Annotated in this window: 9 protein-coding genes, 1 pseudogene and 1 CRISPR repeat array; of the genes and pseudogenes, 8 read left to right on the forward strand and 2 right to left on the reverse strand. The window is 36.9% G+C overall.

Translation table 11 applies throughout. The features are described 5' to 3' along the window. Position 1: 1 nt before the first annotated feature. The 5 genes from cas2e to AC1EJ5_RS05155 all read left to right on the forward strand — a co-directional run bounded on the left by cas2e (position 2) and on the right by AC1EJ5_RS05155 (position 3,759). Positions 2-889: a type I-E CRISPR-associated endoribonuclease Cas2e gene (gene cas2e / locus AC1EJ5_RS05135; protein WP_479814962.1), complete on the forward strand. Its 888-nt coding sequence runs from the start codon at positions 2-4 to the stop codon at positions 887-889. A gap of 60 nt (positions 890-949) precedes the next feature. Next, positions 950-2,566: a CRISPR direct-repeat array (repeat unit 29 nt; unit sequence GTTCTACCCGCACAAGCGGGGATGATCCT). A 373-nt stretch (positions 2,567-2,939) separates the two neighbouring features. Then, complete coding sequence (locus tag AC1EJ5_RS05140) at positions 2,940-3,146, forward strand: hypothetical protein (protein WP_311486769.1); 207 nt, start codon at positions 2,940-2,942, stop codon at positions 3,144-3,146. A gap of 6 nt (positions 3,147-3,152) precedes the next feature. After that, entirely contained in the window at positions 3,153-3,362 is a 210-nt protein-coding gene (locus tag AC1EJ5_RS05145; RefSeq protein ID WP_311479384.1) for a hypothetical protein, read from the forward strand. Then, complete coding sequence (locus AC1EJ5_RS05150; protein ID WP_311486770.1) at positions 3,359-3,532, forward strand: hypothetical protein; 174 nt, start codon at positions 3,359-3,361, stop codon at positions 3,530-3,532. Before AC1EJ5_RS05145 ends, AC1EJ5_RS05150 begins: the two co-directional genes overlap by 4 nt. A 2-nt stretch (positions 3,533-3,534) precedes the next feature. Continuing rightward, a complete protein-coding gene (locus AC1EJ5_RS05155) occupies positions 3,535-3,759 on the forward strand; it encodes a hypothetical protein (RefSeq protein WP_479814965.1) in 225 nt (74 codons plus the stop codon). A 113-nt stretch (positions 3,760-3,872) separates the two neighbouring features. Here the strand turns inward: AC1EJ5_RS05155 and AC1EJ5_RS05160 are convergent, their stop codons facing one another. Continuing rightward, positions 3,873-5,189 carry a sodium-dependent transporter gene (locus AC1EJ5_RS05160; protein ID WP_479814967.1) on the reverse strand — a complete coding sequence of 439 codons (1,317 nt, stop codon included), beginning with the start codon at positions 5,187-5,189 and terminating at the stop codon, positions 3,873-3,875. Positions 5,190-5,362: 173 nt separating this feature from the next. On the opposite strand from AC1EJ5_RS05160, the gene AC1EJ5_RS05165 reads away from it, so the two are divergent. From AC1EJ5_RS05165 to AC1EJ5_RS05175, 3 genes are all read left to right on the forward strand, one after another. Next, positions 5,363-6,658 carry an LCP family protein gene (locus AC1EJ5_RS05165; RefSeq protein ID WP_223419158.1) on the forward strand — a complete coding sequence of 432 codons (1,296 nt, stop codon included), beginning with the start codon at positions 5,363-5,365 and terminating at the stop codon, positions 6,656-6,658. 12 nt (positions 6,659-6,670) lie between these two features. Next, positions 6,671-7,684, forward strand: a complete 1,014-nt coding sequence (fni, locus tag AC1EJ5_RS05170) for a type 2 isopentenyl-diphosphate Delta-isomerase (protein ID WP_479814969.1) — start codon at positions 6,671-6,673, stop codon at positions 7,682-7,684. Between the two features lie 129 nt (positions 7,685-7,813). After that, the gene (locus AC1EJ5_RS05175; protein ID WP_479814971.1) at positions 7,814-10,615 is read left to right on the forward strand and encodes an InlB B-repeat-containing protein; all 2,802 of its coding nucleotides are present in this window, start codon (positions 7,814-7,816) and stop codon (positions 10,613-10,615) included. 155 nt (positions 10,616-10,770) lie between these two features. On the opposite strand, the pseudogene mgtA reads toward AC1EJ5_RS05175, so the two are convergent. Next, positions 10,771-13,302 (reverse strand): annotated as a pseudogene (gene mgtA, locus AC1EJ5_RS05180) (magnesium-translocating P-type ATPase). Positions 13,303-13,375: the final 73 nt, after the last annotated feature.

A 13,375-nucleotide genomic window follows, 5' to 3' on the forward strand; every position in this document is an offset into this window, starting at 1 on the left:
AATGCCACTTACAGTAATTACCCTAAAAAATTCCCCACCATCCTTAAGGGGAGACCTCACAAAATGGATGCAGGAAATATCAACTGGAATCTATGTTGGAAATTTCAACACAAAAATAAGGGAAGAACTACGGGATAGGATTGTAGAAAGCGTAGGAAGCGGCGAAGCAACAATGACCTATGCAACCAGAAACGAAATTGGCTATAAATTTGAAACTCATAATTCAAATAAAATACTAATAGATTTTGACGGGATTCCCTTGGTATTTATACCAACTAATCCCAAAGAAAGCAAAAAAGAAAATAAACTTGGCTTTAGTAAGGCCGCTAAAATGAGAAAGGCTAAAAAATATTCTGAATTAAAGTCTCAGGAAAAAAACAAAGCTTATGTAATAATAGATTTGGAAACTACAGGCCTTGACCCAACTAATGACAGGATAATCGAAATAGGTGCCCTAAGAATTGGTAAAGAAGTAGAGGAATATTCTACAATTATAAGGCAGGAAATAAATATTCCAGAAAAAATAAAAGACTTAACTGGGATAAGTGATGAAGAAATAAAAAAAGGAAAAGCTGAAGAAATAGCCATAAATGAACTCATAGACTTTATAGGGGAAGACACCCTAGTAGGCTATAATATAAATTTTGACATAAAATTTATAAATGAGGCCCTAAAGAGGCAGGAAAAGTCCAAAGTCAAAAATATGACCTACGATGTGATGAAATATGTAAAAAATGACAAGTTATTTCTCAAAAATTATAAGCTAGAAACGGTAGTAAAAGAATACGGAATAGATGAAACAGTACCTCATAGGGCCATAGGAGATGCTAGGATAACTCAAAAGCTGATAGTAAAGCTAGACAAGCTTATAAAAAGACTAGAAAATTAAAGTGAATGAAAATGCCTAAAACTAGGATGTAAATTGGCTAAATAATGGGATCTTTTTAATGTTCTACCCGCACAAGCGGGGATGATCCTGCAAAGAATGAAATAATACCAATTCTTACTTTGTTCTACCCGCACAAGCGGGGATGATCCTGCACGATTTTTGTTAAAAAAATGAGGACAAAAGTTCTACCCGCACAAGCGGGGATGATCCTGGACTATCAGGAAGTAAATTTATAACTGTATTGTTCTACCCGCACAAGCGGGGATGATCCTATATGAAAGATAAACACCAACAAAAATTGTGAGTTCTACCCGCACAAGCGGGGATGATCCTGGTAAAAATGACCTTTAAATTTATATTTATCAGTTCTACCCGCACAAGCGGGGATGATCCTATAATTTAAAAGATGTTATAGCTTTAAGTGAAGTTCTACCCGCACAAGCGGGGATGATCCTTGCAGTAGATAAAAGTTATTTTACTAGTAGAAGTTCTACCCGCACAAGCGGGGATGATCCTAGCTTCCTTTGATTGATAGGGTATTGCTTTCTGGTTCTACCCGCACAAGCGGGGATGATCCTATTGTTATTTTCCATTTAATTCTCCTCTTTAAGTTCTACCCGCACAAGCGGGGATGATCCTGTTGATGATTTTTGACTCATCGACTTAAGTGAAGTTCTACCCGCACAAGCGGGGATGATCCTGAAAAAGAAGATTCGCAAGTATGCAAGTATGCGTTCTACCCGCACAAGCGGGGATGATCCTGCCTCTAGGACCATTTTTTGGCGGTTAAAAAAGTTCTACCCGCACAAGCGGGGATGATCCTATCTTTTAAGGACGGGCAAGTACAAAACTTCGGTTCTACCCGCACAAGCGGGGATGATCCTAGCCTTCAAGGCCAAATAGTGGGTCGTGAATCGTTCTACCCGCACAAGCGGGGATGATCCTGGAATTTGCTTAGCATAACCCCACTTAAACATGTTCTACCCGCACAAGCGGGGATGATCCTATGCAGAAAATGTTGATTAAATTAGGGGATGTGTTCTACCCGCACAAGCGGGGATGATCCTTCAGGTGTAAATACTAGCCGAGGCAATCAAAAGTTCTACCCGCACAAGCGGGGATGATCCTAGGGGGTAGTTTCTCAAATTTTGAAGCGTCAAGTTCTACCCGCACAAGCGGGGATGATCCTGATTTTAAGCTCGACCTAGACGGAATCAAAACGTTCTACCCGCACAAGCGGGGATGATCCTACTTTGATAATTCCAACAATGAATTTATTAATGTTCTACCCGCACAAGCGGGGATGATCCTATACAGGAATCGAAAGTGATAATATTAGCTTCGTTCTACCCGCACAAGCGGGGATGATCCTAATCCACCGAGACCCTTGCTCAATATACCTACGTTCTACCCGCACAAGCGGGGATGATCCTCCGTCAACATCTTCAATATCACCCGAAAAAGTGTTCTACCCGCGCAAGCGGGGATGATCCCGGCTCAACGGAGGACCTTTTCAGGTTGGCTAGGTTCTACCCGCGCAAGCGGGGATGATCCGGATGCAAAGACTTGCGATGACTCAAGATAAGAGTTCTACCCGCGCAAGCGGGGATGATCCTACCTTTTTAAAGCCCTTATTTTACCTTTTAAAGTTCTACCCGCGCAAGCGGGGATGATCCTTATTCTAACAATGGTATTAGTAAGAATGATTTGTTCTACCCGTACATGCGGGGTTTATAATACTTAGATTATAGTTTTCTATTATGCTTAAACCAGGCCGCAAGGGGTATAATATTAATGGAAGTAGTAATACTTTTTCGATTCGAATTTTTTTTATAAATCATCTATTTTTTTCAATCTTATTTCTTAAATTATTTTCATTTTTTAATTCTACTTTTATCAATTTTTATTCATCAAAAGTATCACAATTATGTGAAATATTCAATTTATTTTCTAGGGATAAGTGGGGAAGCAAGAAAAGCAGATTTTAAGCCAAAAATAGTAAGATTTTACAATTAACCAAGAAAGTTTTTTTATTAAATAAGGAGTAGGTATGTATTATTATTGCATAGCGTATGATGATGGAAATATTTTGATAAGATATAACAAGGATGGCTTAATAGAAAGATACGACGTGTGCAAGAAAGAATGGATTTTTGATATAGATATGGCGGCTATTTTTACAGATAAGATGCCATCTAGGCCTGTAAGTAAAAAAGAGGCGGATAGGATTATTAATGATAGATATGAGAATAGGTGAAATAAAATGGATAAATATAATTATCATATATGTAAAGAACTTAATAATCTTGTGATAAGAAAAGGAAAGAATCTTCCGATTCAGAGATATGATCCTGATGGGAAAGTTTGGATTACAGATTGGGATATGCTTGCTGTTTATACAGGTAACATTATAGCTATTCCAATATCTAAAGAAGAAGCAAGGAAAATTATTGGAAAAGGAGGAAAATTATGAATAGAGAATATTTAATTATAGATATAGCGCTCGGGGCAGAAAAAGTTGAGGATTATGATATAATACTTACAGAAGAAGAGAAAGAAAGAATTAAGAGATATCAGGAAGAAAGTGCCAAGGCCAAGAAAGAGGGGAGGCGTATTGTTTGGTATGCGCCAGACATGGATTAGTTATGAATAGAGAATTAACACCAGAAGAAGAAAAAGAATATTTGTATTTAATTAAAAAATCATTGCATACTGTGTTTACAATGAGTAAAAAAGACTGGGAAAGGCTTGATGAGTTAAGTGAAAAAAAGTATGGGACTGCCGAGGAAATTGCCGAAGAAATTAGGGAAAATAGAAAGAGATTTTATAAATTCCAAGAACAATTGAGTAAAAAGCAAAAAAATAAGTGAGATTTTCTAATAATATATCTATAATTATTTGTTATCTCAGATTAATTTTTTTAAATTAAAAAGGCAAAACCATCTATTTTGGTCTTGCCTTTTGTTTTATTTTTCAAATCTAATTAGAATGAAATATGGTATCTCATTGCTATGAAGCATAGGATAATGGCTAGGGGTACGAAGATGAATTTGCCTGTGTAATACCAGACAGATCCATATTTTCCTTCTACGCTCTTGTTTACTTCGGCTAGGAGTTCTTCTTTTTTGATTACCCAGAACCAAGTGATGGCGCCGATTATTCCGCTGATTGGGAGGATGTAGATGGTTACTATGTCCATCCAAGGGCCCCATTTTGATATTGGTTCTATGAAGATACCTACTAGGTAAATTGTTGCAATTAGAGCAATTAGGACCATTTTTCTTTTAAGTTTCGGAAAGCTAAAAACTATGGCTTCAGTGATGGTTTCTAGCATGGATTGGATTGATGAAATGCCTGCAAAGACTACTGCTAGGAACAAGATTATCCCATATAGCCTTCCAAGGGGCATTTCTTTTAATGCTTGGGGTAAGACTACAAAGAGTAGTTTTGGTCCGCTTTCTGGAGAAAATCCATAGGCAAAACAGGCTGGTAGCATGACGAAAGCCGAGATCATAGCTGATAGGGTGTCGAGGCCCATGGTAATGGTTGATGCCTTGATGACGTCTTCATCGTCTGGCAGATATGACCCGTAGACTACCATTACAGTTCCAACTAGGGATAGGGAGAAAAAGGCCTGGCCCATGGCTGCAACCCAGGTTTTAACTTCCTTAAGCTTTCCTATATCCATATTAAAGATAAATTTATAACCGCCCATGGCTCCTTCTAGGAAAAACACTCTGATGGCGAGGATTAAAAATAGGATGAAGAATAGGGGCATGATAAATTTGTTGGTTTTTTCAATACCCTTTGTTTCGTAGGCTAGGGCAAAATAAACTAGGACCATCAAAATAAGATGAGGAAGGATTACCCTAAAGTCAGTTTCCGATATGGATTCAAACCAGGCTGCACTTTCTACAGTAAAAATCTCCCCTGTGATTGTGTCGATTAGGGCTTTTAGGACATAGGTAATTACAACAGCATAGCCGATTGATAAAAGACCTACACCTATCATTGGAAGCCACCTAATGATTTTGCCAAATTTTTCCATGTTTCTTTCTTTATAGGCTTCTCTATAGACAACCATTGGGCCTGACTTATATTTCCTGCCTATGGCGTTTTCTGCGGCAAGGCCTACCCTGCCAAAGATGAAAGCAAAAAGTAGGTAGGGCAATAAAAACGCCAAGCCTCCATTTGAACCTAGTTGATAGGGAAAGGCCCAAACGTTGGCAAGGCCCACAGCCGAGCCCACGCAGGCCATGATGAATCCCCATTTTGAAGAAAATTTATTTCTATTTTCCATAATAACTCCAATAAATATTTTTTTCACATTTGTGATGAATACTCTAATTATAATTAATTTTGGGAAATAATCAAGAAATTAGTGGCCTTTAGGAAATATTTTCTGGGAATATTTGTAAAAGCCTTTAAAGATAAGCAAGACTTAGGGTATAATGAATCGAGAAAAGGAAAATTATGAAGATAAAAAGATTTTTTGCCCTAATCTTTGTTTTTGCCCTATCTTTTGTAGCGAGCAAGTTCATCCTTGATTTTTTGGACCAAAGGACTAATGCACAGACTTATGCAAATGGTGGGACATTTGAAGATCAGGCTGTTAAGACAAGTAAAGATGAATATTTAATCCTAATGGTCGGTGTCGACCAGGCAGCAGGTGAGGAAGGTAACGAAGACTTCACCCGTACGGATACAATTATGCTTTTGAAAGCAAATGTCAAAGACGGGACAATCAAGCTCTTGTCAATCCCTAGGGACTCCAGGGTCCTTGTGAGAAATACCTACGACAAGGTCAACCACGCCCACGCCTTTGGCGGAATTGAGCTAACCCTCCAAAGTTTGAGGAATTTCCTAGGTCTTGATATAGACTACTATGTTCAGGTCAATTACCAGGCCCTAGTGAATATCGTTGATGCTATAGGTGGGGTTGATTATGAAGTGCCAGAGGGTGTAAACATCAAAAAATGGACTCTTGATATAAAACCAGGTATGAACCACTTTAATGGTACAGATACCATGTGGTATTTAAGGACCAGACATATTTACGATAATGGAGATATTGGTAGAGTCCACGCCCAACAAGACTTTGTCAAGGCCATGGTAGACCAGGCTGTAAAGAAATCTAGCCAAATGAATCTTTTGACTGTACTTTCTTCTTATATAAAGTATGTCAAAACCAATTTGCCAATGTCCGCTATGGTTAACCTAGTTAAGAGCATTCCAAACTTTTCATCTGATAAGGTAGAAACTTTTGTAGTTCCAGGAAATGGTGCTTATATAAACAACATCAGCTATTATATACCAGATGAAAGAGGAACTTGGGATATAGTTGATGAGGAATTTGGAGACTTCAAACTCAAAAAATGGACAGAAGCTGACTCAGGCCTTCCTGAATCAAACTACTCTTCTGTAAATTATGAAGCACCTGTGAATGTCTTCCCAAAAACAAACAATATAAATAATCAAACTTATCAACCAAATTATAATGAAAATTACAATAATAATTATGATTATGAGTATGAACACGAACAACCACAATGGGAAGAACCAGTCAAACAAAGTCCAAGCTCAAAACCAAGCCATAGGGAAAATAAGACAGAAACTCCAACAGAGACACCAGCTGAAACTCATGAAGCACAACCAACAGAAACACCAGCTTCTGAAAGTCACAAAGAACCAGCAGGAGATCCTGGAGTAATTGAGTACGAACCTGGATTAAGTATAGAACCACCGGCAGGTGGAGAAGGCGACGAATAGTTAGGAAAATTTATGATAAGCAAAAGACGTGAAAGAAAAGACGAACACATTGAAAATTACCTAAAAACATCCGACTATAACGACCCCTTATTTGGGGATATCTACCTTGACCACAACAGCCTATCAGATGTGAATTTTGATGAGATCGACACATCTATAGAATTTTTGGGCAGGAAAATATCCATGCCCCTTATGATAAACGCCATGACAGGTGGTGGAGAATTAAGTGCTGATATAAACGAAGATTTATCCTCAATCTGCAAAAACCTAAATATTCCAATGGCAGTAGGAAGCCAAACAATTGGCCTTGAAGACCCGGAGGCAGAGGAAAGCTTCTCCCTAATCAGAGAAAAAGACCTCTTAAGGATAGGAAATCTTGGCGCAGAAAGAAGCCTTGAAGACTTCAAAAATGCGGCAGGAATGATTAACGCTAACGCAATCCAAGTCCACCTAAACGTGGCTCAAGAGCTTTTTATGCCAGAAGGCGATAAGGACTTTAGGGGCTATTACGAAAATATAAAAAATATAGTCGCAAATATTGATATGCCAGTAATTGTCAAAGAAACTGGCAACGGCCTATCAAAAGAAGTTTGCCAAAAACTCATAGACGCAGGAGTAAAATACCTAGACGTGTCAGGAAGTGGCGGCACAAACTTCATAGAAATCGAAGATATGAGAGACTTTGTATCAGACTACAAGGAATTTTATGGATGGGGAATCCCAACAGCCAAGGCCATAATCGACGCAAGGAGCCTATCAGATGACGTCTTCATCATAGGATCAGGCGGAATAAAAAATGCTGTCGATATTGCTAAAGCCATTATAATTGGAGCCGACATGGCTGCAATAAGCGGTGAAGCCATAAGATACCTACTCCTAGGCAGCTACGAAGCATGCTTCGACTATCTAAAGGAAATCAACCACAGACTAAAAATAACCATGGCTCTTTTAGGAGTTAAAAATATAGAAGAGCTCAAAAAAGTGGACTATAAATTAACAGGCAGGCTAAAAGACTTGGTTGAATAAGAATTTAAACGGCAAAACCTTAATAAAAGGTGATGCCGTTTTTTTATTAGAATAAAAAACATAAAAGCCTTTACAAAGAGAGCGATTTTATAGTACTATTGAAATAGCAACTTAATTTAGGAGGATAATTTGAGAAAAGAAAAAACTTTGTCACTTATTTTGGCAGGTCTAATTGGCTTAAGTCAAATAGGTCTACTTATTAATTTTGATCAAAAAGCTTATGCTTCTATTGGTAAAGATAAAAGCGAAATTACAAGTAAAAGCGCTTATGCTTTGAGAAGTGGCAATCAAAGTGAAGAAAAAATCGACATTGATACCAATCTTAAAATAAAACTTCCAGAAATAACTAATTATCCAGAAGGAAAACTTGAAGAGACCAAGTGGATATTTACTATAAAAAATAATTCAAACAGGGACGTGTATTTGGGTGAGGTTTTAGCTCCAGGTTTCGATTATGACAAATCTCGAATTATTTCTAAAAATATTTTTATTAGAAGATTGCATATTAAGGCAAAAGATCTTTATTCAGAAAATCAGTTAAAAAATTCATTAATGGACGTTGAAATTACGGACCCTGAGGGAAAGACAGGGAAACTAGAAAAAAGAACGATGTATATTAGTAGTGCTGTTACTAAGTACGATATGATTGAATCAACGTTAAAGTTATATGAACCTTTAAGGATTCCAGCCCATAAATCATTAGATGTGGATGCTGATACTTTATTTTTTGGTACTGATTATGACAATCCATTTGATACAAAAAAATGGAGAAGAAAAGATGGTTTGACTGAAAAAGATAGTAAATTCCTTTTAAATGCTGATATAATTATGTCACTTAAAGCTAATCTTTATTATGACAGGTATGGTAAGGAGCCTATTAAAAAAGATGAGCTTCCAGAAGGTAGCAATTTCAACGACCAAGCCAGTGGAAGTTTTAAGTTTGAGGCCAAGGTTGGGGATTTGAGTTTTGGAGATGGAAGCAAGAATCCTTCTGAAATTTTGATTAAAAAACCTTCTAAAGAATTTGAAGTGGTGGCCGGAGAAGCTGAGGCTAAGACTGATGATACATTGAGATTTGTAGTTCCTGTGAAAATCTCTGATGCTAATGATGTTTTTAGAGAACCATTAACAAAGGCTGAGCAAAATCAATATCTGATTAATCCTAGCTTTTTAGTTGACAAGGAAGATGATGACGCTAGTCTTGAACAAGATTTTTATCTTAGGACAACAAAGGATGGCTCTCTAGTCCCTCTGGATAGAAAAGAAGTAAAAAAAGGAGGAAAATCTTATTATAAATTAAGTCTCTCTAAGCCTGACATTCCTAATTTTATGGAAGAATTTTATTTTGTTTATGATGTGAAATTTACAAATGATGAGAGGACCCATGGTCTTGATAAAAAGGTTAAGCTTGATTTTGATAATCCTGGAAAGGTTATAAAAACTAATACTGGTTTGACTATTGACCTAAAGGCTGCTTATCTTGAAGTGACAGAAGAATATCAAGTTAATTTTGATATGGCTAATCATGGCGAAATCAAATCGCAAAGTGTAAAAAAAGGCCAAAGACCAAGTGAGCCTTCAAAATCAGAGGCAGATGGCTATATTTTTGACGGTTGGTATGCAGATAGGGAAGGAACAAAAGTCTTTAATTTTGATGAACCTATCACAAAAGATACCACAATTTACGCTAAATGGGCCAAAGAAATAAAAATTAGCTATGAATTTATAAGCGGAAGCCCAGACAAAAAACTTCCTGATAATATCAAGCAAAAGCTTGAGGAATTAGAAGTGAAAAAAGTAAGGGAAGGTGAAGAGGTTAAGGCTCCAGAGAAGAAATTTGAAAAAGTCGAAGTTGAAAATGGTAGCTGGACCTTTGCAGGCTGGAATAAAAAAGAATTAGAAGTTTCAGAATCAAATAATAAATTTATTGGTACTTGGATTTTTGCCAAGAATGAAGAAACTGACCCACAAGCTGGCCATGGTAATGAGGATAGCAACAAAGATGAAGAAACCGATCCTTCAAAACCAGGAGAAGGAGTAGGAGAAAATACAGGTGATAAGGATGAGGAAAATGAAAATCCAGATAATCCTAAAAAGCCTGAATCCGGTGAAAATGAAGGTGAAGATAAAAAGGACGATGATAAGGACAAGCCAAGCGTAGATTCATCTGATAAAGACGAAGATGGACAAGGAAATATAGGAACAGATCCTAGCGATAAAAGGCCAAGTGGCAAAAAAGATGAGGATGAAGATGAAGATGCCACTAGTGAAAACGACAAAAAACCTAGCATAAAGCCAGTGGAAACAAAGGCTCCAAGCCAAAAGGTAATTAGGGTCAACACTGACATCTACAGTCCGATTCCAAAGGGCTATCAGAGAATTTACTTTAATCCAGGTAAGGATGGATATTTGAAATACAATCCAAGCTTTGATTATGGCGAAGTTATCGCCTTTGATGTAAAGGAAACTATGACTTTTGGACAGGCCAAGGCAGAAGACAAGGGCCTTGTTGTTCCGATTGCAATTCCAAAAGATAAGTCTTTGAAATTTACAGGTTGGAGTCCAAAACTCCAAGCAGATGGAGAATTTATAGAGGGCGTGAAGTACGTGGCCCTTTATGAAAAAATCGACAAGGATCAAGTAATTAGCGATGATAAAAAGCATAGGGAAAACTCTCATAAGAAAGGCCAAGTCCTTGTAAAATCTGATGAAATTAAGAATGATAAAGATAAAAAAGGACAAATCTTAATTTCCGATGGTGAAATTTCTCAAAAAGAAATTGCTAAAACTCAAAATTCTCTGCCAAATAAGGCAAAGGCACAAATAAAGGAAAGCAAAAACCCAAAAACTGGACTAGCTGGCCTAGACTTAGTTTCTGGAATTTTAATCTTATCAAGTGCTGGTTTATTCCTAAGCAAAAAATCCAAGTAAAAATCAAGCAAAATCTGTACTTGGATAGGTAATTGATTTTATTGGGCTGGCTAAATTTTTGCTTAGCTAAAAAGTTTTATAAAAATAAAAAATTTAAAGACGGGATTTGGGACCTCAAGCTTAAAATTTAGGCTTTGGGTCAATCCCGTCTTTTTTTATTTTCTAGAAAATGAATTGTTTTTGTAAAATTTTTTCTTTAATATTTCTGCTGTTATAGCATAGGCTAAAGATATGGCAGACATTGAAACCAAGACTTTAATTGGTAAGGCTCTCAAACCTAGATAAGTATTTATTGGGCTGTAGATGATTGCAATTAGGGCTAAGCTTACAAATATTATTGCAAGGATTAGGTTTTTGCTGACCTTGCTAGCAAAAATTGGCCTAGCGGTCCTCACAATGAGCATTACAATCATTGCAGAGATGACTGATTCTAACATCCAACCAGTTTGAAAAAGTCTTTCGTCGGCCTTAAATATTGAAAGCAAGACAAAAAATGTAAGGTAGTCGAATACTGATGATGTGATTCCAAAAATTACCATAAATTTTTTGATAAATGTCATATCCCATTTAACTGGCTTTTCTAGCCAAGTATTGTCAACAGAATCAGATGCAATTTGCAAGGATGGGAAGTCTGTAAATAGGTTGGTTAGGAGGATTTGCTTAGGCAAAAGTGGCAAAAATTTCAAAAATAGGCTGGCACCTGCCATTGAAAACATATTGCCAAAATTTGCGCTAGTGGCTATAAAGATGTATTTTAGGGTGTTGATAAAAGTCCTTCTTCCTTCTTTTATCCCGGCTAGCAAGACATTTAAGTTGTTTTGCAAAAGCACAATCGCCGCTGCATATTTGGCTGTATCAGCAGCTGTATTTACTGATATACCAACATCTGCTTGTTTGATTGCAGGCGCATCGTTAATCCCATCTCCCATGTAACCAACAATTTCACCAGCCTCCTTGTAGGCCTGATGATTTTTTCCTTTTGGTTTGGGCTTATTTCTGCAAAAATATCCACATCTAGGACTTTTTTATTAAGTTGGCTTATGGAGTAGGATTTTAGGTCTTTTCCTAATAAAATTTTATCGGGATTAAGGCCAATTTGGCTGCCAATATCTTTGGCAATTTCCTTATTATCACCAGTTATCATTTTTAGGGAAACTCCAAGTCTATCCATTTCACAAATTACATCTTTAACGTCATCTTTAAGCGGGTCTATAAAGAGGAGGAGGCCCTTAAAAATCATATCGGATGCCTTTTGATCATTGATATTGTCGCTATCGTCTAAAACCTTATAGGAAAGTCCCAATACCCTGTAGCCTTGGAGAGAATATTTATCAAAAAGGTCTCTTATTTAATCTTTTATTTCCTCGATAGGACCCTGGTTGCCGTCTGATTTTTCATAGGTCTTTGAAACTGCCAAAATATTTTCAAAAGCACCCTTGGTGACCATGATATTTTTCTTTGATGAATTGGAATTTTCCTCTACACCTATTGATAAAAGCTTGTTTTCAAAGGAATAGGGAATTTCAAAAAGTTTTTTGTAATTGGAAAAGTCAAGGGTAATTGCCTGTAAAATCGCTTCGTCAATAGGATTTTTGTAGCCTTCTTGAAAATATGAATTTATAGAAGCGAGCTTTATCAAATCATCGGACTTTTGACCTTGGTAATCGACGGCTTTGTCGACTTTGACCTTGCCAGTTGTGATGGTGCCGGTTTTGTCAGAGCACATAATAGTCATAGATCCAGAATTTTCTATAGAATTTAGTTTTTTGACAATTACGCCCTTATCAGACATTCTTTTTGCGCCTTTGGAAAAATTGACACTTATAATAGCCGGTAGCATTTGTGGAGTAAGACCAACTGAAAGGGCCAAGGCAAACATAAAGGATTCCAAAAATGACTCGTTTAAGATGATATTAAATAAAAATATTAAACAAATCAAGATAATTGTGACGTGGAGGATTAGGTTGCCAAAGTCTTTGATTCCCCTTTCAAAATCAGTATCTTCATCCTTCTGGCTTAGGGATGCGGTAATCTTTCCAAATTCTGAATTTTTTGCTAAATTTACAATTACAGCTAAGCCTGATCCGCTGATGACATGGGTGCCCATCCAAAGTGAATTTGACCTGTGGGATAGGCTGGTATCGGCGTCTAAAATATTGACGTTTTTCTCAACAGGAAAAGTTTCCCCAGTCAGGCTTGATTCGTCAGTTGCGAGGGAATTTGCTTCAATAATTAAACAATCAGCCGGTATCATGTCGCCTGTGCTGACCTTGATTATATCTCCTAGGACAAGCATTGAATTATCAATTTCTTGAAACTTACCATCCCTTAGGACTGTAGATTTTACACTTACACTCTATAGGAGTTTTTTAACCGCATCCTGGGCATGGCTTTCATTCATATAGCATAAAAGTGATGAAATCATTATAATAATTAAAATAATAAAGCCATCAGAATAATCTTTTGTGAAAATAGATAGGATTGCTGCAAAAATAAGTATCAGTGTAATTGGACTCTTAAATTGGCCTAAGAAGACCATGAATTTTGATGAAGACTTTTCTTCACCAAGTGTATTTTTTGCCGTATTTTTCAATTCTTTCTGCGGCTTCCTCGCTAGATATACCTTTTTTGCTTGTATTTAATTCTTTGAATATATCTTCTGTACTGTAAGACCAAAAATTTTTCATATGACCTCCATTTATATAGGCACTATATGTTCATGTGGGTGAATTTCAATCGTTTTTATTTGTTAAAACGACT

This window comes from Anaerococcus sp. C0059F3 (assembly GCF_056590475.1).